Consider the following 25,628-nt stretch of genomic DNA (forward strand, 5'->3'; position numbering starts at 1 on the left):
CTGAGGAGGAATCATATTGATCAGGCTATTCAATACACATCAAATCCGTAAGATCGAGGAGCTGGAGGGGATGTGGGATTTCGCGCCTGCAGCCGCTCTAGGGGAACCCCCTGAAGCATTTCCATACAAGCTGCCCGTTCCCGGCTGCTGGGAATTGCATCCCCAATTCGGAACCTACAGGGGGACGGGGGTCTACAGAAAACGGATCAAGTTAACAGAGAAGACCCATTTACGTTTGGTTTTTAAAGGAATCAGCCACACGGCTCAAGTGTACTTTGATGGGCTACTGGTTGCCCGTCATTACAATGCGTATACCGCATTCGATGCAGTCATCCCTGATGTGGAGCCAGGGGAGCACGAGCTTCTGGTCTACTCAGACAATGCTTTCAGCGAGGCCTCCGCGCTTCACGTCCCGAACGACTACTATACGTACGGAGGAATCATCCGGCCGGTCGTGCTTGAAGAGATCGGTGATCTGTACATCGAGAACGTCATGTTCACTCCTCACAGAGAGCAAGGCAGCTGGCAAGGGCAATGGAAGGTGATCATACGCAATATCGGTCAAGTGACCAAGAAGGCTGATGTCCAGGGAAGACTGGCAGGTTCAAATTTGCCGCTGGGCAGCTGTGTGGTCGGTCCTGGCGAACGTGGAGAACTAATTGTGACGTTGCCATACCCGGATGTACAGGAGTGGTCGCTGGAGCAGCCGAATCTATACGAGCTTCGAGCTGTCCTAACGGTGGACGAATCCGACTGCGACGATTGGATCGACCGGATCGGGTTCAGAGAAATAACAACCTGTAATGGAAAACTGCTACTGAACGGCCGTGAGCTTGTGCTCAAAGGCGTGAACCGGCATGAGGACCATGCGCTGGCAGGAGCAGCGTTTCCGCTGCAGCTGATGGCAAAGGACCTTGAGCTTATCGTTGATCTGGGGTGCAATGCAGTTCGAACAAGCCATTATCCGTATGATGAACGTTTTCTGGATATGTGCGATGAACGAGGTATAGCGGTGTGGGAGGAGAACCATGCCCGGGGATTAAGCCTGGAGCAGATGATGAATCCGAATTTTGCTTGGCAGAGCGAGCAGGTCACCCGGGAGATGGTGGAGCAGCACTTCAATCATCCTTCCATTCTGATCTGGGCGGTCCTGAATGAATGCGCCAGCGATACCAAGGAAGGCAGGGTGCATTACGAGAAACAGCTGACTCTAATAAAAGAGCTGGATTCCAGCCGCCCCCGTTCCTTTGCGTCTCATCATCGGGACCGGGAGCTATGTTTTGATTTGGCGGATATCGTGTCATTTAATCTGTATCCTGGATGGTATACAGATGAAGATCCCGGCGAACTGGCGGATCAGGCAAGGGCTTGGGCCGATGCGCTCGGCGGGAGAGGAAAACCGATGATACTGAGCGAATTCGGGGCGGACGGCTTCTATGGCTTTCGAAGTCCGAATCGGGAGAAGGGCTCCGAGGAGCGGCAGGCTGATATTTTGCGCAGCAACCTCGAGGCGTACATACGACGTGACTACATTTCCGGTATGTTCATCTGGCAATTCAGCGACTGCCGGGTCACGGAAGGGCTGGGGTGGCTGCTATCCCGCTCATGCACCCGAAACAGCAAAGGCCTGGTCGACGAGTATCGTCGCCCGAAGCTTGCATATGAAACGGTAAGGGAGGTACTTAGAGAGAATTAAATATTTGACTGAGTGGTACACAAACCCTATAATCGAATCAACAAAACGATTTCATTATAGAGGGATGAGTGTTATGAGCACGAACGGAAGACCCCGCGAATTCAAGGATGAAGCGGTGATTGATGCGGCGATGGAGGTATTTTGGGAAAAAGGGTACGAAGCGAGCTCCACCCAAGAGCTGTGCGAGCGGACGGGGCTGGGCAAGGGAAGCCTCTACAATGCTTTCGGCAGCAAGCACGAGCTGTTCGAGCAGGTGCTTCGGCGATACAGTCAAATCGGTCTGGATCGCTCCATCGAGATCCTTGGCCGTCCCATTCCGGTGAAGGAGCGGCTGCGGGCGCTGTTCATATGGGCGATCGATATGGACTTTGCGGATCCGAATCACCGGGGATGCCTGGCTGTCAATGTCAGCATGGAGCGGGCCGGCCGGGATCCGATGGTCGAGCGGACCTTCGGCGAATATCTCCAGACGCTTGAGGAGCACATCATCGCAGCCATTGAGGATGGCATTCAGTCCGGTGAAATCAGCCACAAGCATTCGGCATTTCAGCTGGCACAGCTTTTTCTAAGCAGCTATTACGGTCTTCGGGTCCTTAACTCCGCCACCTTGAATCGCGACCGTGCCCTTCAAATCGTCGAGAGCACGCTGGATGTCATGTTTTAAATGTATGAATCTTTCAATATATAGCGAAGCAGGGAGCGGCTGAAATCGCAGGATTTCAAAAGCCGTTCCCTGTGCTGTTATCGATATGCAATTAAGAATGAACAAGCATTTTCTCAACAAAACGGGTATCTTCCATTAACGGCCTCCCGACAGCGATTACATCCGCTAATTGATCTACTAGAATGAAATTGGCGAAAGCTTGCGTGCGAATATTCCCGACTGCAATCACTGGAACGTTTACATACTGCTTAATCACCGATGCATATGGCAATTGGTAACCTTCCGGCGTCGCTAATGGAGCGTTCGGCACCAGCCCTCCCGAGGAAACATGCACGGCATCTATTTTGGATTCCAGGTACGTCAATGCCGTCGCCACTTCAACCGGCGTGAGTCCACCTTCCGCAAAATCGGATGCGGATACTCGCAGCTGCACCGGATACTCGGACCCTACTTCGGCGCGGATCGCCTCCAGCACCTCGATAATTAGGCGAAGCCTGTTCTCCAGACTGCCTCCGTAATGATCCTCTCTCATGTTCGATAACGGGGAAAGGAATTGATGCAGGAGGTGTCCATGGGCGGCATGAAGCTCGATTCCGTCAAAACCGGCCTCCAAGCTTCTTCGGGCTGCCAGCCGGTATCGCTCGATTTCCGTCCTAATATCGTCCAAGCTCATCGCCAAGGGGATGCCATATTCATCGTCATAGGCGATAGCGCTTGGCCCCATCAGCTTATTCGTTAGAGATGGCCAGGACTTCCGGCCGCCATGCGTTAATTGAATAAAGACGGGGGTGCCTTTCTGGTGAACCGCGTTCACGATCCGCCGAAGGGGGTCAACGTGCCGGTCAGTGAAGATGCCGATATCGTCAGGAAAAAGACGGCCGTTCGGCGATACGCCGGTCGACTCGATGATGACGAGGCTGACATCCTCGGCGCGGGCAGCGTAGTGTTTTACGTGATAATCGGTCGCATAGGCTTCAGTGGTGCCTTGGTTTTGCTGCATCGGCGCCATGATGATTCGATTCCTTAGCGTTAAGCTTCCAATCTGTATGGGATCATGTACATTTGTACTCATATTCGTATTCCTCCTTAAGTATGGATATGGATTGAATAATGTTCTTGTGGATTCATTGTACGTTTAAAGCGAATATATTTACATAAGGAATTCAAGGCATCCGGAGTGGAATGGTTAGAAAATTAAAGTTGATTCGCATCCACTGATTTGAAATTCTAATCAACTGGCAAAGGAGCGAGATGATGGATCAGATTGACCACAACATATTAAAATTGCTGGCGAACAATGCGAGAATGTCGTATTCCGAATTGGGACGGCATATCAATATGACCCAGCCGGCGGTGACGGAACGGGTACGAAGAATGGAAGAGAAAGGCATCATAAAGGCATATCGGACGATTCTTGCGCACGATAAGATGGGAAAGGGCGTTACGGCGTTTATTCTCATACAAGCCGGTTCATGCGATAAGCTGCTGGAATTTTGCAGGCAGGCAGACGAGGTTGTTGAGCTGTATCAGGTGAGCGGGCAATATAACTATCTCATGAAGATCATGACGGAATCCATGCAATCCCTTGAAGCGTTCATTATGACATGCAGCGCTTATGGACACACTTCAACGATGACCGTATTATCCTCTCCGATCGAATTTAAAGAATAGAAAGACCGGATTCATAAATTTCCATTATTCTACACAACCTATTCCGTGGCTAGGCGCGGCAGTAAACGAGCAGCGTTGTGCTCCTGAGAAAGATCGTACTGTTTGGGATGGAGGCAGATAGATAATGGAAATTTTTCTGATGATTTTAATGTTTCTCGTGCTTATCGGCATTTCTAACATGATCCACCGGTTTGTCCCATTTGTCCCCGTGCCTCTGATCCAGATCGCCCTTGGGATTGCCGCAGCATTCGTTCGGTCATTTCACCATGTCCCGCTGAATCCCGAATTGTTCATGGTTCTCTTCATCGCCCCGCTGCTATTTAACGACGGGAAGCGAACGCCTCGCAAGGAACTCTGGAAGCTCCGCTCTTATATATTGCTGCTTGCGCTCGGCTTGGTCTTTGCCACGGTTCTTATTGCCGGCCCGTTCATCCATTGGCTGATACCAACTATTCCAATATCGGCTGCTTTCGCGCTTGCGGCGATTCTTTCACCCACGGATGCCGTAGCCGTCAGCTCATTATCGGGAAGGGCCAAGCTTCCCCCCAAAATCATGCATTTGCTGGAAGGCGAAGCTTTGATGAACGATGCCTCCGGGCTTGTTGCCTTCAATTTTGCAATTGCGGCAACGGTGACCGGCTACTTCTCGCTGCCGAAGGCCGCCTTAAGCTTCTTCGTCATTGCGGTCGGTGGTTTGGCGGTCGGGGCGGCGCTTGGTTTGGCCGTCATTTGGTTCAGGATGCTGCTGAGAAGACTCGGGATGGAAGACGTAACGCTGCATATGCTTGTTATCATCTTGACGCCGTTCATCATCTATTTGATCGCCGAGGAACTTCATCTATCCGGCATTCTGGCGGTCGTTGCGGCAGGGGTTACCCATGCGGTGGAGAGAGACCGGATGCGGTCCGCCTCCATGAGGCTCCGTGTCGTATCGGATAGCACCTGGTCCGTCATTTTGTATACGCTAAACGGCCTTGTCTTTTTGCTGCTCGGACATGAAATTCCTGGGGTCATTAATCAGATTTGGAGTGATCCCGCTTACAATAACGGCCAGGTTATCGGGTATATCGTTTTAATTACAGCCGTCCTTATTCTGCTTCGGCTTGTTTGGGTATGGCTTTCTACGAACCGGAATATCAAATCGGCAGTGCTGACCGCACTGTCCGGGGTAAGAGGGGCTTTGACGCTCGCCGCCGCCTTTTCGATCCCGTTAACGCTTGCGGATGGGAGTCCGTTCCCTGAGCGGGCGCTCATTCTGTTTATTTGCGCAGGTGTTATTTTAATGACCCTTATCCTTGCCAGCAGCCTGCTTCCTTTGCTTACGCGGGAGAAGAACAAGGCGACCGCCGGGCAGGAAACCCATGATCGGGAAGCGAGAATCCGGGTCCTGGAAGCAGGCTTGCAGACGGTGCGTGAAGAGATGAATGACGAAAATAAGGAGGAAGCCCTTCAATTAATGCTCGTCTACACCCGGAAGCTTCAGCATACGAGATTAGCTGGAACGGGCGACATCCAAGGTGCCTGGAAAGCTACGATCGCAATAAGAAAAATGGGACTGGAGGCCGAGCGCGCCGTTGCTGAACAATGGTTGGGGGAAAAGCGGATTGCTCCTAGGGTTGCTGAGAAATTTATCGCCTCCTTGAACAAAGTCGAGCTGCTTCTTACGAGCCGTTACAGGCCCCGTTTAACCATAAAATCACTGTGGAGGCAGGTCATGCGTCTCTTAAAAGGAGGGGAGCGGCCGAAGCATCCTGCCATGTCGCCTGATCATCCGGATTGGGATGAGTATAAGGCGCTCAAGCTCGCAGCCATCCATGCGGCTATAGATGAGCTCGAAAGCATGGAACGAACAGAAAGACCGGCAGCATTACAGGCAGTCGTGGCGGATTACCGGGCGATGGAGCTCTACCTGTGCAATGACCGGATGTGGAGCCGTACGGTGCGCAAGATGAATAATGAGCGAAGAGAGCTGGAGCTGAAGGCCATCCAGGCGGAGCGAAATGAGATTCAAAGGCAGTTCGAGGAGGGGGAAATCGACCGGACGCTGGCAAGCCACTTCAGAATGGACGTGAATTACCGGGAAGCCAATTTGTTCGAAACGCAAGCCATGGATCAGGGCGAGAGCGTATGAAGCTCCCGCCTATTCAGCTTGAAGGGTTGTCGGCATTACGATACAATATGGAGAAAGCACTAGAAAGGGGTAGGATCATGAGTATACAAAAAGCAGCGGACAAAAAAGCGCCAATGGCCTGCCCGTCCACGTATAAAACCTTTAGTCTCGCCGTACAGGCTCTGGTAGCGCTTGAGCGCCATTCGGGCAAATGCTCGAGCGGCGACCTTGCATCTTATCTGCACTTGGAGTCCACGCTAATCAGACGCATCCTGAAGACGCTCGCCCAAGAAAATTTGATCGAATCACGAGAAGGACGAGACGGCGGCTATAGGCTGAAGAAGGACGCCCAGCAGATTACGCTGGCCGAAGTATATACGGCCCTTCAGGTCCACAGCTCGCTGAGCGACAGCATGCTGGACGCAACGGCAGGGCATTGTTTTGCCGATCAGATCAAAGAATCCTTCTCCGATATTCTGTCCGAGATTGAAGAGAACACGCTGAGTGTGCTGAGATCCCGCACGATCGCAGATATCGTCGAGCGGTCGGTATGATTTTCATTCACAAGTAATAGTTGACAATTAATTGATCGCTGAATTATGCTGTGCATAAATCATCACAGTTTACTTGCGGTATAAACTGTGCATTAATTTGCACAATATAAAATGGAGGGAATACCATGTCAACTCTAACGAAGCCTGATTTTCACACGGTTGTTGCAGAACGTCACTCGGTTCGTGCCTACGACCCAACCGTAAAGATCCCAAGAGAAGAAATGGAAGAAATTCTGAAGGAAGCATCGCTGGCACCGTCATCGAGCAACCTTCAGCCATGGCGCTTCCTCGTCATCGATAAGCCGGAGCTGCTGGAGAAGCTGCATCCGATCGCTAACAACCAGGCGCATGTGCTTCAGGCATCTGCAGTCATTGCCGTGCTCGGGGACATGAAATGGTATGAGAAGGGTGAAAAAATTTATACGATGTCCCAAGAAGCGGGGTATATGACCGAAGAGGTCAAGCAGCGTTTTATTTACACGGCGGAAAACATTTATGCCGGCATGGATAAGGATGTTAAAGAAAGCATTGTGGATGTCGATGCCGGCCTCATCTCCATGCAGCTCATGCTGGTTGCCCGCGCGAGAGGTTATGATACGGTGCCGATGGGCGGTTATGACAAAGAAAAATTTGTCGAGGCATTCCAAATTCCTTCCCAGTACCGGAGCGTTATGTTAATCGCGATCGGTAAAGCGGCGTCGCCGGCTCGTCCGACCGTCCGGCTTCCGCTTGAAGATATTGCTTTCTGGAACGAAATGAACTAATGGCTCGTGACTAAATCATCGAAGCAAAAAAACAGAGGTTTACAGTTCAGTAGACCTCTGTTTTTTATGGATGGGACGTGTTCGTTCAGTTCCCGGACGATTAAGCCTTCTTCGCGCCATGAAGGAACAGATCCACGATTTGAGCAGCCTTGAGATCGAGAGGGTAGAGGTTATGCGAGAATAAGTTAATTAGAGCGCCACCCGATTTTTAAACATAGGCTTGAGATCATGGGTGGTTTTGCTTTGACATGGGGAATGACCGATTGGTAAGATGAGGAAGCGAATGAAATGCGCAGAATCAGAGGTGAAATGGATGGAAACGCTGCAGGATGCGATCAAGCTAAGAGAAGAAGGGAAGCCGGAGCAAGCGAAGGAAATGTTGTTGACGCTTCACGGCCAAACGCCGGATGATCCCGATCTGAATTATCAGCTGGCATGGGTCCATGACATGCTCGGGCTCGAAGGCGCCGCCGTCCCTTATTACGAGAAGGCGATTTCCTCCGGGCTGGCGGGGGCGGACCGGCGCGGAGCGCTGCTCGGCTTGGGCTCCACGTATCGGACGCTGGGCCGGTATGGCAAGTCCAAAGAAGTCCTTGAGCTTGCGAAGAAGGAATACCCCGAAGCCAGGGAATTCAACGTATTTTACGCGATGACATTATACAATTTAGGAAGCTATCAGCATGCGATGGAACTGCTGCTGACGGAGCTTGCCGAGACGAGTCATGATGAGGGGATTGTGTCTTATCGACGGGCGATTTCGTTTTATGCGGATAAGCTTGATCAAGTTTGGGAATAGCATGTTGAATGAACACTACATAAATAATATTATGTAAACCAATTGTGAACAGTGATGAATATGAAATGGAAATTAAGGTTGTCTTCATTTCTCACTAAGGTTGGCCGTTTAGACTAATGATGTCACGATAGGTGATGAAAGGAGCAGCACTAATGAATAAAACAAACAACATGAACTTATGGTCGATCGGTCTTGGCAGCACGCTGCTGATGATCATGCTCGCAGGAAGTCAAAACGCATTAGGCGGACAAGCAAACGCCTTGGATTCTGCACGCAGCGGAGCCTCCGGGTATACCTTGCAAGTCGTTCAGGAAAGCCGGGCAAACGGATACGGAAACGGACTAAGCAGCGGTACCGGGACATCCGGCAATACCACTCCCGCCAAGTCTGTCCATCATGCGGATGCCGCCAATAAAGCCCAACGCGGCATTACCGGGAACGACCCAGGCAATACCGATAAACTGCTTGCCCAGGTGCTGACGATGGTCTCCGATACGTAATACCCCATACAGGAAAGAGAAAGCGGTCTGCTTTCGATTTAATGAACACTTATACTTATGCCGCCTTCCTAGAAGGCGGCCTTTAAGCATTTCCTCCAAGTCATACCGGCAAGCCCCGGGATCAATCTTCCCAAAGTCTGTTTCTGTTCATCTTGACCTGCTCAACCATGTGGCCGATATTTCCTTCCCCTGCAAACAGGGACATATCGAAGAAGTTCTGCTCCATATCGGACCAGTATAGTTCGTGTTCGTCTCCTTGCAGGTTAACATCGTTCTTTAATCTGCCTGCATAAACTTCAACATAGCAATTCTGCCAATAATATGTAAAGTCCATAACATGCTGCAGCACCACATTATCTTGCACGATGCCGGTTTCCTCCGCCAACTCCCTATAAGCCGCTTCCAATCCCGACTCGCCACGCTCGATTTTGCCGCCGACGAAACTGCTCAGCCCTTTGTACGGGTCCTTACGTCGTTTGCACATGAGCAATCGGTTCATATCCGGACTAAAAATCATAAGCACATTATATCCTTGCATAAAGGGATCCCCTTCTCTTGATCATGGTATAAGCCATCACATAATTTTCGACTGTAATTTGCAAATTCCTCTCTCGTCAATTTCGTCACCGAACAGGAACTTATGTTCTTGTAATATTTTCCCTAAGCCATTATTATTATCATATCATTGCTTAGTGACACTGAGTTAACGGTGATATGAATCGTCAGCGGCTGCTGTTATTACGGTTTAACAAGGAGAACTAGGTGATCCGGGGCTTCAAAGATCCAACAAGGGAAAGGAGATTGGAACATATGCGAACGGACCGGTTATTCCGGGCGAAGCGAAGGACGACAAGTCTCGGGATGTACAAGGAAATGCTGGTCAGGTATGTGCTGCCTCATAAAAAAATGCTTGCGAGCCTTGCCGTGCTGCTGGTACTGTCGATCGGACTGCAGCTGATCAACCCGCAGATCATCCGCTATTTTATTGATACGGCTCAAGGCGAAGGAAGCCTGACGGCATTGTATTACGCTGCAGGCTTTTTTATTGGCTTTTCACTCCTGCAGCAGGGCGTATCGGTTGCAGCCGCTTATTTCAGCGAGAATTTGGGCTGGACGACCACCAACAAGCTGCGTGCCGAGCTGGCGGAGCACTGCTTGTCGCTGGACATGAGCTTCCATAAGACGCAGACGTCCGGCTCGCTGATCGAACGGGTGGACGGCGATGTCAATGCGCTCGCCAATTTTTTCTCCAGCTTTATCATCCACCTGTTCGGCAACCTGCTGTTAATGATCGGCATCCTGGTTCTCTTGTTCCGGGAGAGCTTCTGGATCGGCCTGGTCATGACAGCGTTTGTTATCGGCAGTATTTATGTCATCCAATACATACGCAGGTTTGCCATACCTGTCTGGAAACGCTGGCGGGAGCTGAATGCGGATTTCTACGGCTTCATCGGGGAGCATCTTGAAGGAACGGAGGATACCCGGGCCAACGGGGCGGCGGATTATGTCATGAACCGCTTTTTCGAACTGGCGAGGAGGATGCTGCCGGTCCGGGTGAGGGCTTTCATCGGATTTTTTCTGATGTGGAGTACAACGATTCTCGTGTTTGCGCTCGGCAATGCGGCTGCCTTTATCGTCTGCGCCTTGCTATGGAAAAACGGGCAAGGAGGGCTGACCATCGGTTCCATCTACCTGGTGTTCTACTATACGGAGCTGCTGGCGAAGCCGATCGAGAAAATCCGGACCCAGCTCGAGGACCTTCAAAAGGCAGACGCCAGCCTCATGCGGGTACGGGAGCTGCTGGCGACGGAGCCGCTTATCAAGGACGGTCCGGGAGCGCCGCTGCCTGCCGGTCCGTTGTCGGTTGAATTCCGTGATTTGACGTTTTCATACGAAGCGGATGGCCCGCCTACGCTCGAAAGGCTGAACCTGCGACTGGAGCCGGGGCAAACGCTTGGATTACTGGGGCGGACCGGCAGCGGTAAAACCACGATCGCCCGGCTGCTGCTCCGGTTCTACGATCCGCAGCAGGGAAGCATCGAGCTGGCGGGAACGGACATTCGCGCCTGCAAGCTGCAAGAGCTGAGGCGGAAAGTCGCGATGGTGACGCAAAATATCGAGATCCTTGAAGGAACGGTCCGCGATAATTTAACGCTGTTCGATGATCGGATTCCCGATCAGCGCATTCATTCAGTGTTGGAAGAGCTCGGACTGGGGGCGTGGCTTGCATCCTTACCGGAAGGGCTTAATACGAGCCTGGCGTCCGGGGGAGGCAGCTTGTCCGCGGGCGAAGCCCAGCTGCTGGCGTTCGCCCGCGTGTTCCTGACCGATCCGGGCCTCGTTATTCTTGACGAAGCTTCTTCTCGGCTTGACCCGTTGACGGAGCATCGGATCGAGGCGGCAATCACGAAGCTTCTACGGGAGAAGACTTGCATTATCATTGCTCACCGCCTGGCCACCGTGCAGCGGGCGGACCGAATTCTCATCCTTGAGAACGGGCGGACGATCGAGTGCGGGGCAAGGGCAGAGCTTGCCGCGAATCCGACATCGCGATTCAGCCGAATGCTTGCGGTGGGCGCGGAGGAGGTACTGGTATGAAAACGAGGCATTTTTTCTGGCGGCTGTTGCTTTACCGTCCGGGTTTATACCTGCTGAATTTACTTGCATGGTCGCTGATCCATATGGCTCCGCTCCTCCCGGGGCTGCTAACGAAAGCCTTCTTCGATCATTTGGAAGGCACGTACGAATTTCCGTATGGCGTCTGGGCCATCGCGGTGCTCCTGATAGGAGCGGCGCTGGCGAGGATCGCGCTAATCTTCGGCGGCTTCATGACTGACGTTCATTTTCGGTTCCGGATCGCCACCTTGATCCGGCGCAATATGCTCGCTCATGTGCTGAAGGAGCCGGGCGCACGGGCGATTCCTTGCTCGCCGGGCGAAGCGATAAGCAATTTCCGTGACGATGTTGATCAGGCGGAAGAGGCAACGAGCTGGTCCGTTGATACATTAGGGCTGATCGGCTTTGTCATTGTCGCCAGCTGGATATTGATCTCGATCGATCTTCAGCTCACCGTATTGGTGTTCGTTCCCTTAATTCTGGTCGTAACGGCTGCTCAGATTGCAACGGCAAGGATCCAGAAATACAGGGCGGCCAGCCGCGAGTCGACAGCCAAAGTTACCGGCGCCATCAGCGAAATGTTCGCGAACGTTCAAGCGATCCAGGTGGCAGGGGCGGAGAAGCGCGTCGTTGACCGTTTTGTAAGACTCAGCGAGAATCGCCGCCAATCGATGGTCAAGGATAAGCTGCTGACAGAGGCACTGTCTTCCGTCTTCACCAATTCCGTTAATTTGGGAACCGGCCTGATTCTTGTGCTGGCCAGCTATAAAATGCGCAACGGCGAATTTACCGTAGGGGACTTGTCCTTATTCGTCTATTATTTAACGTTTGTCACTCAGCTCATCTCTAATGTCGGCAACTTTATGACCTACTACAAGCAGATGGGGGTCAGCTTCAAGCGAATGGTATCGATGCTTCAAGGCGCCCCCGCGACCTTGCTGACAGCAGCCAATTATATCGGCATTGGTCGGACCAAGACCAAGCATCAGCCCGAGCGCAGACGAGCAGGGGCCCCTGACGGAGAGCAGTCTCTTACCGAAGAAAGAGCCATAGGCGGCGCCCCACAAGTTGAAGAGACCGAATCAAGCTTGAACCCGAAGCCTCCGATGATCTATGCACCGCCGCTTCAACAGCTTGAAGCGAGAGGGCTGACCTACCGTTATCCTGAGACCGGCCGCGGCATCGAGAACGTCAGCCTTAATCTGACCCGGGGGTCATTTACGGTTGTAACCGGTATGATCGGTAGCGGCAAAACCACGCTCGTTCGGACGCTGCTCGGCCTGCTTCCGGCCGAAGCCGGCGATATCCGCTGGAATGGAGAGCGGATCGATAATCCTGCGGATTTCTTCATTCCGCCGCAAAGTGCCTATACGGCGCAAATTCCTAGGCTGTACAGCGATAAGCTGAGGAACAATATCCTGCTTGGAATCGAGGAGAAGCCCGGAAGTCTGGATCGTGCACTGTATGCTGCGGTGATGGAGGAGGATATTAAGCACCTGCAGGACGGACTTGAGACGATGGTCGGTCCTCGGGGCGTAAAGCTTTCCGGCGGGCAGGCACAGCGTACCGCTGCTGCGCGGATGCTTGTCCGCGATGCAGAACTCTATGTCTTCGATGATCTATCCAGTGCGCTGGATGTCGAGACGGAGCGCAAGCTGTGGGAACGACTGTTCCGCGAGCGCAGAGGAGCTACCTGCCTTGTTGTATCTCATCGAAGGGCGGCCTTGAATCATGCAGATCATATTATCGTCCTGAACGGGGGAGTGATCGAGGCGGAAGGAACAGCCGAAGAGCTGCTGCGCTCGAGCGAAAGCTTCCGGCAGCTGTGGTATGGCGAAGAAACCGGCACTTGATGGCCGATCATGGCCGATAGTGTTTCCAAGCACCCTTTGGCCCTGGAATTACCCAAAAAGAAAAATCCCCTTTAGCGATGCCGGCGTCAAACATCATGATCCGGTTTCTAGCTTGAAAGGGGATTTTATTATGGATGGTCCAGCACAAACCAATGTTGAATTAGTCTGATGGATAAGGTGCCATGCTGCGCATGACCGAAGTCAGCTTATCCGCGATGTATTCATGAATGGTGCGGCTTGCAAAGTATCCGCTGTGGCACAGGGGGTTCCAGCTCTTCCACCAGACGCCGACATTAACGGCGACATCTTCGCGTACGGCATCCCGGTAAGCGGGATCTACGCCTTTAAGCGGATACCCAAGGATATCATCCTTGTCATAGAAGTTGACCCATTCGCCGTCAAGGCTGCCGTGATAGTCCCTAAGCCGATCGGAGGGGACGCGGATCGGACGGTCAAAATCACCGTATCGCAGGCTCCAAAGCGGTAATGTCGTGCCAAGAGAATAGAAGAGGGAGAGGGTGTCCCCTCTTTCCAGTGGAGAAGCGGGATCAATTACAAGCTTATGCCCGCGGGACGAGTGCTGAAGGTCATAGAAGAAATTGCTCGCGATAACGGCGCCCAAGCTGTGGGCAATTACGCATAACGGGGCGGTCGGTCCGGCTGAAGCGGTTAATCTGTGCAGCGCTTGGCTGATGGTCATATGAACGGCGTCATAGTTTTGGGATTCGGAGTCGACCGGCTGGTAGGCAACGGCATCGGCCAGGTTATGAAGCACATACCGTCGAAGGCGGCGGTATCGCAGCCGGTAGGGGGTGATGATATTCTGTTCCAATTCCGCTTCTCTGCCGGCAAATACATCCGCCCAGTGAACGGCTTCGATCTCCAGCTGATCAGGGGATTGGCCGGAGGCTCTAGCAAAAGCCTCTCTTATTTGCTTCTTGAACTTATCGGCATAGTTTTTCTTCTGCTTACCCAATCCGTGCACAATAATCACTGCAATTTTCGGTCTCATCGCAACTGCAGCCCCCTTATCGGATAAACGCGTTTGATATCATTTTATCATTTATAATCGATGTGCAGACCTTAGTAAATAGGTAGATAGGGTAGATTTCGGAAAAATAACGCAAAAAGAGGACGGATCCCACGCTCCAAGCGAGATCCGTCCTCATCTTGCCGGCAATCAGGGTACCGGACTAGTTTAATTGATGCAGCCTGCTGTACGCGCCGCCCGATCGAATCAATTCCTGATGTGTGCCTTGTTCGGCAATTCCATCTTTATTAACGACAATGATGCGGTCAGCGTTTTGGATCGTTGTCAGCCGGTGCGCGATAACGAGCGTCGTTCTTCCGACGGACAATTCGGAAAGCGACTTTTGGATTTGGGCTTCCGTTTCCGTGTCCAGGGCGGAGGTGGCTTCGTCCAGGATGAGGATCGGAGGATTTTTCAAAAACATTCTGGCAATCGACAAGCGCTGCTTCTGTCCGCCGGACAGCTTCACGCCCCGTTCGCCGATAATCGTGTCCATGCCTTCCGGCAGGCTGCGGATCAGATCGTCCAGCGAAGCCCGGCGTGCGGCTTCCCAGATCTGCTCGTCTGTCGCGGACAGATCGCCATAAGCGATATTTTCGCGGATCGAGCCTGAGAAGAGGAACACGTCCTGCTGGACGATGCCGATGTGTTTGCGAAGACTGTGCAGCTTAATGTTCCGGATATCGATGCCGTCGACGGTAATCCGGCCATGGTCCACTTCGTAGAAGCGCGGCAATAGGCTGCATATGGTCGTCTTGCCTGCGCCGGATGGACCGACGAAAGCGACCGTTTCTCCCGCACGGATGGAGAGGCTGACGTTGTTTAGTATCGGCCGGTTCGGCTCATAGCCGAAGGTGACGCCCTCGAATCGGATATCTCCGCGCACGGACTTGAGGGAGATGGCATCAGGCGCATCCGCGATTTCCGGCTCGGTATCCATAATCTCCAAATACCGTTTGAAGCCAGCAATCCCTTTCGGATAACTCTCGATAACGGCATTGATCTTCTCGATCGGCCGGAAAAAAATATTGGAGAGCAGGAGGAACGCCATAAATTCGCCCATCTCGATTTTTCCTTGGATAAAGAACCATGCACCGCAAATCATGACAAACACGGTAATCAGCCGCATTAACATGTAACTGACGGACGTGCTCTTTGCCATCGTTTTGTAGGCAAGCAGCTTGGTGGCACGGAACTGCTTGTTCTCCACCTCGAACAGCCGTTTCTCATGCTCCTCATTGGCAAAGGACTGAACGACGCGGATGCCGCCAACGTTGTCTTCGATACGGGCATTGAAATTCCCTACATCCCGGAACAATTGACGGTAGGTTGTCGTCATTCGTCCCCCGAATTTAATGATGAGCCAAGCCATTAGCGGGACGATGATGAACGTGATCAGCGCCAGCTCCAAATTGATGTAAGCCATTAGAGAGAACGAGCCGAGCAGCGTCATGACGGCGATGAATACATCCTCCGGTCCGTGATGGGCAACTTCGCCAATGTCATTCAGGTCATTCGTCACACGTCCCATTAGATGGCCGGTCTTGTTGTTGTCGAAGAAACGGAAGGACAGCTTCTGGATATGGGAGAACATTTTAGCGCGCATATCGGTTTCGATGTTCACGCCGAGCATATGCCCCCAATAGGTCACGATATATTGAAGCGCCGTATTCAGCGCATAAATGGACAGCAGCACCAGACAAGCGATCAGAATCAGGGGCCAGTTCTGCCCGGGCAGCAGGTCGTCAATAAATTTGCTGACGGCGAGCGGAAAAGCCAGCTCCAGCAATCCGGCGATAACCGCGCACGTAAAATCAAGGATGAATAGGCCCTTATAGGGACGATAATAAGAGAAAAACCTTCGTATCAAATCCAATCACACTCCCAAGTCATATGTAATATGCAGGTATTCTTAACGAACAGAAAGGGCTTGCATCACGCAGCTGAACTTCATTCCTCCGCTCCTTGCGACTCTTGAAGATCGAAAGCCTGGATATACTCCTGAATGATCTGATCCACCGCTTTTAATTCCCCGCTCACGACTTGACGAATCGCTTCAAAATCGGGATCGTTTACCTGCCGCTTTAGCGTGTCCCGCTTCACGTATAACTGGTCCAGAAATGCCAGCGCGCGTCCTCGACGGAAGGTCTGGGCCCTGCCGTGCTCCCTGCCCGAGTGGCTCCGGTCATCACGGTGCCGATTATGCCGTCCCCCGCGTCGTTGGTTAGCTTCGAAATCTTCTCGATGCGGGATCTTGTCGATGGGGTCTTCGTGTCTCATTCCGCTCACCTCCTGAATGATCCTATCCAAATGTATTACAATCAAATCGCTGTATGTATACGTTTGTATACTATTAATTTTGATTGTATACGTATGTATACATATCGTCAACCGAAAAAAATTCGCCATACCCCTGACCCTAACCGCATGGATTGTCTCATGATCTGGAAATATTATGGTGATTCGAATATGATGTGATATGATATTTTGAGTGGCATATGTCCAGTGGAAAGAATGCTTGGAAAAATAAAATGGTACAGACTTGTTGAAATCATGAAGCGAGAAGGGAGCGGTTTTAAGATGATGTTATACGGCCATGAGTATTGGATGAAGATGGCGATTGACGAAGCCTTTCGTAACGTGCAGCAAGCCGAAGGAGGCCCGTTCGGAGCGATTGTGGTCAAGGATGGCAAGGTGATTGGCAAAGGGCGAAATCTCGTCACAACATTAAACGATCCGACGGCGCATGCTGAAGTTCAGGCGATTCGCGAAGCCTGTAATCATCTTCAGAGCTTCCAGCTGACCGGATGCGTGATCTACACCAGCTGCGAGCCTTGCCCGATGTGTCTTGGAGCTATTTATTGGTCCAGACCGGATGCGGTTTATTATGCAAGCACGAAGAAGGACGCTGCCAATATCGGGTTTGACGATCATTTCATCTACGAAGAAATCGAAAAGCCTATGGATCAGCGTTCCATCCCGATGAGATTGCTTCAACCGGCTGATTATTTGCTGCCTTTTCAAGCATGGTCTTCTGCAGAACGAAAAATCGAATATTAACGTTGCGATTGCAGCGTCTGCTCCCATGCGAGCCTATTTTTTCATCGTTTGATGTGCGATTTTAAACAGCCTTAAATAACAATAATAACCGGGCTCCCTAAGGGAACCCGGTTTATCGTGGCTTGCCGCAGTTTATAAACTCTAAGTTTGAACCATGGAGTTTACCGCATACGCAGGCTTATTGCTTTAATTGCTCAGGGACCTTGATTCCAAAATAGGTATACAGCGCATCCTCAAACTCCTGTTCAGACCTCGGCTTGAAGGTGTGGACCCCGCCGCTCGTAAAAATCCGGAACTCCTCGCCTTCTACGGTGTTTCGGCCTTCTGCTGTCCGCATGGAGATTCTTGCGAATTTGTTGAACGGCGAATCGGGGGCATGCTCGCACCAATAGGATGTAGTGATGAAGTCTTGCGGCAGATTGGGTTCTTCGGTGAAGGAGAAGACGGACTCCCAGCCACCATGCTTCTGCTGCTCCAGCATCCAGCCGTAATCGGTATTTGCCCGAAGGCGATAGGTCTCGTCGCCCTGCACCTGTTCGAGACCGTCAACCAGCTCCAGCGGCTGGCGGGGACCCGCTCCACCTACGCCTACATCAGCGATAAAACGCTGCTCCCCGATGGTTACCTGCAGAACCTGATGCCGCCTTTTCGGAGGCGTATGCGATTCGCCTTGCCAAAATCGTCCGAAATAATGGGTTACTTCAAACCCAAGCTCTTGCAGCAGCCACCCGAATAGTGCGTTGAGTTCGAAGCAAAATCCTCCGCGACGCCGATTCACGATTTTATCGTAGAGCGCCGGGATCTCGAGGGAAAGCGGAATATTTGCCAGGATATCCAGGTTCTCATAGGGAACCGAATGCACATGCTGCTCCTGCAGCCTGGCTAGCATGTAGGCGCTCTCGACGATCGGACCGGAATAGCCGATTCGTTCCAAATATTTTGTAACGCTGAGGGTTTCCGTTGTTGTGTTCAAGGTATCACCGCATCTCTATTAATTTTTGAGCTTGATCGATCCAAGATATTTCTCATTATATACTATTCTTGAAGGATGGAAATGAAGACCCATGGAAAAAAGGAATCGAAGGGAGGCTTAACCATGGCTCTTGACGACTCGACACTGCTGGCTTCAGCCAAGGCGGTTGTCAATATCCCCGAGCATTATCGGCTCGCCATGGCAGATAATACACCAAAGGGCGAAGCACCGAGGGAGCGTACGTACATATGGGAGGATCCGCACAGCGAAGACAATAATATCGAAGTCTCGCTATCTCTTGAAACCGGAGATTTGATGAGTCTCTATATCCGAACCGAGAAGGAGGAGGCGGATGTCAGCGAAGTCTCTACGAAGGCTGTAAGAGCTGCAGCTAATGCTTTTGTGAAGCAACATCTGCCGGGCTGTGAACAGTTCACCCGGGTCCGCATCGACGATATCCATAACGAGTACACCGTCGAATACAGAATGGAAGTGGGCGGACTGGAATTGCCGGATACCGGATGTACGCTGCGTATAAACCGGGACTTGCGGGTGGTTCGTTACCGGAAGGAAGCGTCCTCGGCGATGAGGTTGCCGGAATGGCCTGCCGAGAGGATAAGCCCCGATACGGCAAGACGAACAATGATACAGGAGCTGTGCTTGGTTCCCGTCATTGCTGCATTGTATCCGGGCGATTATGAAACGACAGCGGACACGATGGAGCATCGTCTCGTTTATGAGCCGGTTACGATTCATCGTAAGTATGATGCGGTGTCCGGCGAGCCTTTGCAAGATCTTCTGCATGCTCTGTATCCGCCGACCCGCCCCATCAGCGAGTTCAACAGGAGCGGACCTAACGTTCAGGATGATGCGATGAAACCGGACAAGTCTGCGGGATATCGTGGGAATGTTTCGTTAAACAACATGGATTTCAATGATTGGAACGCATCCCTGCGTTATTGGGAGACCGTCTTGGGAATTGATTCTTCGTTATATGCTTTAGGGGAGCGCAAGGATGACGGTGAACAATTGTATCTCTTCTATACTGAGCGGGAGTCAGCGGAAGAGCGGACTAGCGGCGCCCAAGAGGATCCGCTCTCCGTGGACGGATATATGTCGAGAAGATGGGGGAAGGCCCTTAACAGGTTAAAAGCATCGCATACGCTCCAAATCGAGAAATCCACGGGCCAGCTCGTTAGTTATTACACTAGAGTGAAACCGGATCGCATGAAGAGGAAGAAACCATCGTTTACCCGCGCGGAGTGCTGGGAGAAAGCACAGCAATTCCTTCATCAGTGCTTTCCCGAGTATATCAATTATTTGCAATTGGAGCTCGATCAGCAAGAAGAGAAGGACCCGGAACGGGAGTTTTTCCATTTGCCGTTGTTTATCGGACCCTACCGTGTGCGCCTAGAGAGCGTGACGATCAGCATATGCAGCATCACCGGTGAAGTTTTAATGTATCGCGGCGTGTCCATGGAGAAGATTCGGGAGCTTGCTCAGAACAACTTTATCGCGAAGATCAGTGAAGAAGAGGCAGCGCGGAAAGTGGAGGAGCAGCTGGAGGTGTCGATGCGTTGGTACTTAGACGGAGATGACAATTCGGGACGCTATCGGCTGATCTATGAGCCTGCTGTGAAGCGGAGCAACTCCTTGGACGGAACAGAAAAGGCGGCCACACTGCAGTATGTCGATGCGGTATCAGGAGAGCTGATCTGGAGGCTGGATATGAAATCTTAGTGTCTGCACATTGAGCCGGAGCTTTGAGCCACAGAACTTCATAATATGATGGAAGAAAAAACTAACGTTACCCAATAAGGGATCCCGTGCGCCGCAATGTCGGCGTATGGGATCCCTTTAATCATGCATATACAGGTTGGCTGTGAACTGCGGCTGGCCTGTCGCTACCTTCCCGCAATCAGGATGGAAGCTGCGGCGGGATGCCGAAGCGTTTCATGCTCGTTTCCTTTCTGATGCAGCCCCAATTAACCGCACGTACAATTCAGTACCGGTTTGCGTGCAGCCGTCGTTTCGTCAAGGCGCTTTACGACGGTGGTGTGCGGCGCGTTCTTAACTAGCTCCGGATCGGTCTGTGCCTCCTTGGCGATTTGGATCATCGTATCGATGAAGCCGTCAAGCGTTTCCTTGCTTTCCGTCTCCGTCGGCTCGATCATGATGCACTCCTCAACGTTCAGCGGGAAGTAGATGGTCGGCGGATGGTAGCCGAAATCCAGCAAACGCTTGGCGACGTCCAGCGTCCGAACGCCATACTCCTTTAGCTTCCTGCCGGACAGCACGAATTCATGCTTGCAGAGGCCCGGGTAAGCAACCTCGTAATGTGGCGCCAGACGATGCATCATGTAATTCGCATTGAGGACGGCCAGCTCGGATACACGCCGCAATCCTTCCGGACCATAGGTTCGGATATACGTATAAGCGCGAACAAGTATGCCGAAGTTGCCGTAGAACGCTTTGACCCGCCCGATGGATTGCGGACGGTCGTAATCCCAATAATACGTGCCGTCATCCCGTTTGGAGACGACCGGCTTCGGCAGGAACGGAATCAGCTTGCTCTTGACGCCGACAGGACCTGCGCCGGGACCGCCGCCGCCGTGCGGGGTGCTCATCGTTTTATGCAGATTGAGGTGAACGACGTCAAAGCCCATATCACCCGGACGCGTAATGCCCATGATCGCGTTGGAGTTGGCTCCGTCATAGTAGAGCAGGCCGCCTGCTTCGTGCACGATTTCGGCGATTTCCACGATCTGCTCCTCGAACAGGCCGAGGGTGCTTGGATTGGTCAGCATCAGCGCTGCGGTATCTTCGCCTACGACTGCGCGCAGCGCCTCAAGATCGACCATGCCGCGCTCGTTGGATTTTATCGTAATGGTCTCATAGCCGGCAACGGTAGCGCTGGCAGGATTCGTGCCGTGGGAGGAATCGGGAACGATGACTTTTGTGCGCTTCTCGCCGCGGCTCTCGTGGTATGCACGGATCAGCATCAGACCCGTCCACTCCCCGTGGGCGCCGGCAGCGGGCTGAAGCGTAACCTGATCCATGCCGGTCAGCGCGGCCAAATCATGCTGCAGCGTATAGAGAAGCTCCAGCGCGCCTTGAATGCTTTCTTCAGGCTGATAGGGATGGATTTTGGCGAACCCGGCGAAACGGGCCACGTCCTCATTAATTTTCGGATTGTATTTCATCGTACAAGAGCCGAGCGGATAGAAGCCGTTATCGATGCCGAAGTTTCTTCGCGACAGCTCGGTATAATGACGGATGACATCGACCTCATAGACCTCCGGCAGCTCGGCAGGCTGGCTGCGAAGCAGATGCTCCGGAATCAATGAGGCTGCATCCGTCTCCGGTACGTCGCATTCGGGGAGCGAATAGGCGACACGGCCCGGTTTGCTGAGTTCAAATATCAATGCTTTTTCCGGTTTCATACGATCGCCTCCAATTCATCGATAAATCGGTCGATTTCTTCCTTCGTCCGCCGTTCGGTAACGGCGATCAGCATGCACCCTTGCAGCTCGGGGTAGGCGGTTCCGAGATCGTATCCGCCGATAAACCCGGCCGCAAGCAGCTTCCGGTTAACGGCGTCAATGTTCGTACCTTCCGGCAGCTTCACCACGAATTCGTTGAAGAACGGCGCGCTGAACGGAAGGGAGAGTGAACCTTTGGCAGCACGATCCGCTGCATAGTGGGATTTGCGCACATTCAAGAGTGCGGCTTCCTGCATCCCCGCTTTCCCCATCGTGGACATGTATACCGAAGCGCAGAGAGCGAGAAGCGCCTGGTTGGAGCAAATATTGGACGTCGCTTTCTCGCGGCGGATATGCTGCTCGCGTGCTTGCAGCGTCAATACGAATCCGCGCTTGCCGTCCTTGTCGACGGTCTGGCCGACAATCCGTCCGGGAATGCGGCGCATGAGCGGCTCGGAGACCGCGAAGAATCCGCACGTCGGCCCGCCGAGAGAGGCCGGGATGCCGAGCGGCTGGGCATCGCCGACAACGATATCGGCCCCGATGACGCCCGGCGATTCCAGCAAGCCTAGCGAGAGCGGGTTCACGCTCATGACGAGCAGCGCTTTATGCTGGTGAACCTTAGGCTCGATGGCCTTCACATCCTCGATGCATCCGAAGAAATTCGGCGACTGGAGGAGGACGGCGGCCGTTTCGTCCGTGATTGCGGCAGCAAGCGCCTCTTGGTCGGTCACGCCGTTCACGCACCCGATCTCGATCACTTCCAGATCCAAGCCATGGGCGGACGTGAGCAGAATCTCGCGGGCCTCCGGATGTACGGCGCGGGAAACGATGATTTTTTTTCGTTTCGTGGCGCCGCTGGCAAGAGCCGCAGCTTCGGCAAGCGCGGTGGAGCCGTCATACATGCTGGCATTCGCCACTTTCATGCCGGTCAGCTCGCAGATATAGGATTGAAATTCGAATATGGCCTGCAGCTCGCCTTGGCTGATCTCCGGCTGATACGGCGTGTAGGCCGTATAGAATTCCGAGCGGGAAATGACGTGGTTCAGCACGACGGGAATATGGTGATCGTACAAGCCGGCGCCCAGAAAGCTGGCGTATCGGTCAAAGTCGGCATTGCGGTCCGAAAGGGCGCGCATATGCTTCAGCAGCTCAGGTTCGCTCATTCTTTCCGACATGGGCAGGACGCCGTCATAACGGATGGCCGCAGGGATGTCGGCAAACAGATCCTCGATCGACTTCGCGCCGATCACGGCAAGCATCTCGGCTTGATCCTGATCGGTCATAGGCAAATAACGATGCTTCATGTTAAGGCAGCTCCTCTTTTGTAGAATGGGGTTTTGACGACTTTGGCCTTTAGCTTCTTCCCGCGGATTTCAACCCACACCTCGGATTCAAGCGCTGCATGGGCGCTGTCGATAAGCGCAAGTCCCAGGCTGCGTTTCAGCGTAGGGGATTGCGTTCCGCTGGTAACTTCACCGATCGGATCACCGTTTCCGTCATGAACGGTATAGTGAGAACGAGGGATGCCGCGGTCGATCATTTCGATGCCGACAAGCTTGCGGGGAATACCCTCTGTTTTTTGCCGAAGCAGTGCTTCACGTCCAATAAAATCGCCTTTATCCAGCTTGACGAAAAATCCGAGGCCGGCTTCCAGCGGCGATATATCTTCCGAAAGCTCCTGCCCGTAAAGCGGCAGCTTGGCTTCGAAACGGAGCGTGTCGCGAGCGCCGAGACCTGCGGGGACTAAGCCATGCGCTTGACCTGCGTCAAGCAGTCCTCTCCAAATGGCCGGTGCTTGTTCCGCACTGCAGTATATTTCATAGCCATCCTCTCCGGTGTAACCGGTCCGGGAGACGAGGGCCTTGGAACCAAATACGTTAACATGCTGAATGAAGTGAAAGGAAGGAAGGGATTGGAGTGTTTCGGCTTCCGGTACGGCTGCCGATATGATCGCTTCGGCTGCAGGACCCTGCAGCGCGATCAGTGCCGTCTCCGCGGATGCGTTACGGAGCTCGATGTCACCGAAACGTTGATCATGAAGCCAAGCAAAATCTTTGTCGATATTCGATGCATTGACAACGAGCATGTAGCGCGCGTCAGCCAGCTTATAGACGAGAAGATCATCCACAACCCCGCCGTTGTCGTTGCACAGCAAAGTATATTGGGCCTGGCCGACCGATAGCCGGGTTACGTCGTTTGTCGTCAGCGTCTGGAGAAAAGCCTCGGCATCCGGACCGGCAACGAAAAATTCGCCCATATGTGACACATCGAACAGTCCGGCATGCTTGCGAACGGCTTCATGCTCTTGAACGATGCCGGTAAATTGCACGGGCAGCTCCCAGCCGCCGAAATCGATGCAGCGGACAGAAGGGAAATCGGAGTAAAGCGGGTAAAGCGGTGTGCGCAGTAATGAACTCATCTCTTCACCTCTTCAGATTGGTAGAAACGCTTGGAACATCAAAAAAGGACAGGCAGAAGGGAAGCTAACAAAACGCGCTAAAACCAGCACGTTCGTTTCTTCGATCTTCTGCTCTGTCCTTTGTACCTGAGAGTTACCCCACATCTCATGTTCGTCATTATGTAGAGCTCGTGTGAGTTTCCCCGTGGGTGATTCTACATTGTAGAATGCTCTCCAGAGGTGCGTCCGGTAAAGGTCCTTTTGCCTGAGAGATTCACCGCAAGCAAGCGGCTTACTCCTTCGGCGTTACCAGTCAAGCGGGTCTGACCGGTAATCTCTCCCGCTACCATCATTCGCCGTATCTTGTTATGAAGTTGTTATCTAACCTGTGTCGTTCTTCTGATTATTATAAACGGCATTCTCCATAATGTGTCAACCATTAAATTAAGTTTTGAATGCGAAATTTGGAGGATTTTGCAATAATCCCAAGGGAAACTCTAAATTTGCAACATATAGAGGGAACAAGTTAGTTCGTCTATATGGTTCCGGTGGCAGCTGAATTCAATTTTGCATCATCGTGAGTATAATAAAATTCTGTCAGATATCTTGACACAACGATAAGCCCTGATTTATTCTGTGGGAGAATCATCCAACTGAATAAGCGGATGACGATGGATGGGAGAGACCGCAAGATCAGGCGTAAGCAGCCTTAAGCGGCACCGAAGGAGCAACCCGTTAACCCCGCCGGGCTAACGAATAATCTCTCAGGTAAAAGTACCGCCATCTGACGCAGCTCTGGAGAGTGCGCAAGCCACCCAAGGGGAAAGACGGGACAATCAATCTGACAGTCCGTCATAAACTCTCAGGTACCGAGGACAGAGAGAAGGCGAAGGCCTTTTTTTTCGTCCCTTTTTTTTATATATTCACTTCATTATGAATCCAAAAGTAAAGGGTGTATCCGTAATGAGCGAAATCAGAGAGAACTTGGTGTACAGCGACGATCATGAATGGGCTTTGAAGGTAGACGGCAATGTAGTGCGCGTCGGCATTTCCGATCATGCGCAGTGCCAGCTTGGCGATATCGTATTCGTAGAACTGCCTGAGCCGGGTACGATCGTGAGCGCAGGGGGCAGCATCGGCACAATTGAGTCGGTTAAAACTGTATCGGAGCTGTATTGTCCGGTTTCCGGCAAAATTACGAAGATCAACGAAACGCTTGAGGATCAGCCGGAGCTGGTGAACGGCGAACCATATGAAGGCGGTTGGCTCGTCGAGGTTGAGGTGGACGGCGATGTGGAGGAAGCGCTTGGGAAGCTGCTGAGCGCTGATGCGTATCGTGCGAAGGTCGATTAAATGAAGTGATGCAAGCTAAGGGTCCATATAGATGGTGGACAGGACATTCAAAAAAACAGCTGCGCGTTCGTAACAAGACTTACGAGCGACGCAGCTGTTTTTTTT

22 protein-coding genes and 3 riboswitches are annotated in these 25,628 nt (G+C 52.4%); of the genes, 13 read left to right on the forward strand and 9 right to left on the reverse strand.

Going from position 1 to position 25,628, the window contains the following annotated elements:
* Nucleotides 1-16 precede the first annotated feature (16 nt).
* Both NST08_RS14635 and NST08_RS14640 read left to right on the forward strand, forming a co-directional pair.
* The gene (locus tag NST08_RS14635; protein WP_007130097.1) at nucleotides 17-1,696 is read left to right on the forward strand and encodes a glycoside hydrolase family 2 protein; all 1,680 of its coding nucleotides are present in this window, start codon (nucleotides 17-19) and stop codon (nucleotides 1,694-1,696) included.
* Nucleotides 1,697-1,769: 73 nt separating this feature from the next.
* A complete protein-coding gene (locus tag NST08_RS14640; protein WP_007130096.1) occupies nucleotides 1,770-2,360 on the forward strand; it encodes a TetR/AcrR family transcriptional regulator in 591 nt (196 codons plus the stop codon).
* A 91-nt stretch (nucleotides 2,361-2,451) separates the two neighbouring features.
* Here NST08_RS14640 and NST08_RS14645 read toward each other — a convergent pair whose 3' ends face one another.
* Complete coding sequence (locus tag NST08_RS14645) at nucleotides 2,452-3,432, reverse strand: oxidoreductase (RefSeq protein ID WP_007130095.1); 981 nt, start codon at nucleotides 3,430-3,432, stop codon at nucleotides 2,452-2,454.
* Between the two features lie 179 nt (nucleotides 3,433-3,611).
* On the opposite strand from NST08_RS14645, the gene NST08_RS14650 reads away from it, so the two are divergent.
* The 6 genes from NST08_RS14650 to NST08_RS14675 all read left to right on the forward strand — a co-directional run bounded on the left by NST08_RS14650 (nucleotide 3,612) and on the right by NST08_RS14675 (nucleotide 8,755).
* Entirely contained in the window at nucleotides 3,612-4,031 is a 420-nt protein-coding gene (locus NST08_RS14650; RefSeq protein WP_306437002.1) for an Lrp/AsnC family transcriptional regulator, read from the forward strand.
* A gap of 124 nt (nucleotides 4,032-4,155) precedes the next feature.
* On the forward strand, nucleotides 4,156-6,162 hold the full coding sequence (locus tag NST08_RS14655) for a Na+/H+ antiporter (RefSeq protein ID WP_007130093.1): 2,007 nt from the start codon (nucleotides 4,156-4,158) through the stop codon (nucleotides 6,160-6,162).
* A 77-nt stretch (nucleotides 6,163-6,239) separates the two neighbouring features.
* A complete protein-coding gene (locus NST08_RS14660) occupies nucleotides 6,240-6,695 on the forward strand; it encodes an RrF2 family transcriptional regulator (protein ID WP_028407278.1) in 456 nt (151 codons plus the stop codon).
* A 125-nt stretch (nucleotides 6,696-6,820) separates the two neighbouring features.
* The gene (locus NST08_RS14665; protein ID WP_007130091.1) at nucleotides 6,821-7,459 is read left to right on the forward strand and encodes a nitroreductase family protein; all 639 of its coding nucleotides are present in this window, start codon (nucleotides 6,821-6,823) and stop codon (nucleotides 7,457-7,459) included.
* 313 nt (nucleotides 7,460-7,772) lie between these two features.
* Nucleotides 7,773-8,255 (forward strand): tetratricopeptide repeat protein, encoded by a 483-nt coding sequence (locus tag NST08_RS14670; RefSeq protein ID WP_028407279.1) that lies wholly within the window; start codon nucleotides 7,773-7,775, stop codon nucleotides 8,253-8,255.
* Nucleotides 8,256-8,407: 152 nt separating this feature from the next.
* Nucleotides 8,408-8,755 carry a hypothetical protein gene (locus NST08_RS14675; RefSeq protein ID WP_007130089.1) on the forward strand — a complete coding sequence of 116 codons (348 nt, stop codon included), beginning with the start codon at nucleotides 8,408-8,410 and terminating at the stop codon, nucleotides 8,753-8,755.
* Between the two features lie 121 nt (nucleotides 8,756-8,876).
* Here the strand turns inward: NST08_RS14675 and NST08_RS14680 are convergent, their stop codons facing one another.
* A complete protein-coding gene (locus tag NST08_RS14680) occupies nucleotides 8,877-9,293 on the reverse strand; it encodes an NUDIX hydrolase (protein ID WP_007130088.1) in 417 nt (138 codons plus the stop codon).
* 272 nt (nucleotides 9,294-9,565) lie between these two features.
* Between NST08_RS14680 and NST08_RS14685 the strand changes: the two genes are divergently transcribed.
* Nucleotides 9,566-11,353 carry an ABC transporter ATP-binding protein gene (locus tag NST08_RS14685; protein ID WP_007130087.1) on the forward strand — a complete coding sequence of 596 codons (1,788 nt, stop codon included), beginning with the start codon at nucleotides 9,566-9,568 and terminating at the stop codon, nucleotides 11,351-11,353.
* Nucleotides 11,350-13,224 carry an ABC transporter ATP-binding protein gene (locus tag NST08_RS14690; RefSeq protein ID WP_007130086.1) on the forward strand — a complete coding sequence of 625 codons (1,875 nt, stop codon included), beginning with the start codon at nucleotides 11,350-11,352 and terminating at the stop codon, nucleotides 13,222-13,224. The genes NST08_RS14685 and NST08_RS14690 overlap by 4 nt, the downstream gene beginning before the upstream one ends.
* Before the next feature lie 160 nt (nucleotides 13,225-13,384).
* On the opposite strand, the gene NST08_RS14695 is transcribed toward NST08_RS14690, so the two are convergent.
* The 3 genes from NST08_RS14695 to NST08_RS14705 all read right to left on the reverse strand — a co-directional run bounded on the left by NST08_RS14695 (nucleotide 13,385) and on the right by NST08_RS14705 (nucleotide 16,534).
* A complete protein-coding gene (locus NST08_RS14695) occupies nucleotides 13,385-14,236 on the reverse strand; it encodes a hypothetical protein (RefSeq protein ID WP_007130085.1) in 852 nt (283 codons plus the stop codon).
* A gap of 181 nt (nucleotides 14,237-14,417) precedes the next feature.
* Nucleotides 14,418-16,124 (reverse strand): ABC transporter ATP-binding protein, encoded by a 1,707-nt coding sequence (locus NST08_RS14700; RefSeq protein WP_040738666.1) that lies wholly within the window; start codon nucleotides 16,122-16,124, stop codon nucleotides 14,418-14,420.
* Between the two features lie 80 nt (nucleotides 16,125-16,204).
* Nucleotides 16,205-16,534, reverse strand: a complete 330-nt coding sequence (locus NST08_RS14705) for a hypothetical protein (RefSeq protein WP_007130083.1) — start codon at nucleotides 16,532-16,534, stop codon at nucleotides 16,205-16,207.
* Nucleotides 16,535-16,834: 300 nt separating this feature from the next.
* Here NST08_RS14705 and NST08_RS14710 point away from each other — a divergent pair, with 300 nt between their 5' ends.
* Nucleotides 16,835-17,314 (forward strand): nucleoside deaminase, encoded by a 480-nt coding sequence (locus NST08_RS14710; protein WP_007130082.1) that lies wholly within the window; start codon nucleotides 16,835-16,837, stop codon nucleotides 17,312-17,314.
* 178 nt (nucleotides 17,315-17,492) lie between these two features.
* On the opposite strand, the gene NST08_RS14715 is transcribed toward NST08_RS14710, so the two are convergent.
* Nucleotides 17,493-18,287: an arylamine N-acetyltransferase family protein gene (locus NST08_RS14715; RefSeq protein ID WP_007130081.1), complete on the reverse strand. Its 795-nt coding sequence runs from the start codon at nucleotides 18,285-18,287 to the stop codon at nucleotides 17,493-17,495.
* A gap of 123 nt (nucleotides 18,288-18,410) precedes the next feature.
* Here NST08_RS14715 and NST08_RS14720 point away from each other — a divergent pair, with 123 nt between their 5' ends.
* Nucleotides 18,411-20,027, forward strand: a complete 1,617-nt coding sequence (locus tag NST08_RS14720; RefSeq protein ID WP_007130080.1) for a YcdB/YcdC domain-containing protein — start codon at nucleotides 18,411-18,413, stop codon at nucleotides 20,025-20,027.
* A gap of 245 nt (nucleotides 20,028-20,272) precedes the next feature.
* On the opposite strand, the gene gcvPB is transcribed toward NST08_RS14720, so the two are convergent.
* Genes gcvPB through gcvT form a run of 3 tightly spaced genes read right to left on the reverse strand, consistent with a single transcriptional unit; the run spans nucleotide 20,273 to nucleotide 24,191 of the window.
* Nucleotides 20,273-21,730: an aminomethyl-transferring glycine dehydrogenase subunit GcvPB gene (gene gcvPB, locus NST08_RS14725; protein ID WP_007130079.1), complete on the reverse strand. Its 1,458-nt coding sequence runs from the start codon at nucleotides 21,728-21,730 to the stop codon at nucleotides 20,273-20,275.
* Entirely contained in the window at nucleotides 21,727-23,076 is a 1,350-nt protein-coding gene (gene gcvPA / locus NST08_RS14730; RefSeq protein ID WP_210094818.1) for an aminomethyl-transferring glycine dehydrogenase subunit GcvPA, read from the reverse strand. Before gcvPA ends, gcvPB begins: the two co-directional genes overlap by 4 nt.
* A complete protein-coding gene (gcvT, locus tag NST08_RS14735) occupies nucleotides 23,073-24,191 on the reverse strand; it encodes a glycine cleavage system aminomethyltransferase GcvT (RefSeq protein WP_210094819.1) in 1,119 nt (372 codons plus the stop codon). Before gcvT ends, gcvPA begins: the two co-directional genes overlap by 4 nt.
* Nucleotides 24,192-24,302: 111 nt before the next feature.
* Nucleotides 24,303-24,410, reverse strand: a riboswitch (glycine riboswitch).
* Between the two features lie 3 nt (nucleotides 24,411-24,413).
* A riboswitch (glycine riboswitch) is annotated at nucleotides 24,414-24,523 on the reverse strand.
* Nucleotides 24,524-24,835: 312 nt separating this feature from the next.
* Nucleotides 24,836-24,960: riboswitch (glycine riboswitch) on the forward strand.
* Between the two features lie 173 nt (nucleotides 24,961-25,133).
* On the opposite strand from gcvT, the gene gcvH reads away from it, so the two are divergent.
* A complete protein-coding gene (gcvH, locus tag NST08_RS14740; RefSeq protein ID WP_210094820.1) occupies nucleotides 25,134-25,523 on the forward strand; it encodes a glycine cleavage system protein GcvH in 390 nt (129 codons plus the stop codon).
* The last annotated feature ends 105 nt before the right edge of the window (nucleotides 25,524-25,628 follow it).

This window comes from Paenibacillus sp. FSL K6-1566 (genome assembly GCF_038050475.1).
Lineage (GTDB): Bacteria > Bacillota > Bacilli > Paenibacillales > Paenibacillaceae > Paenibacillus_AQ > Paenibacillus_AQ lactis.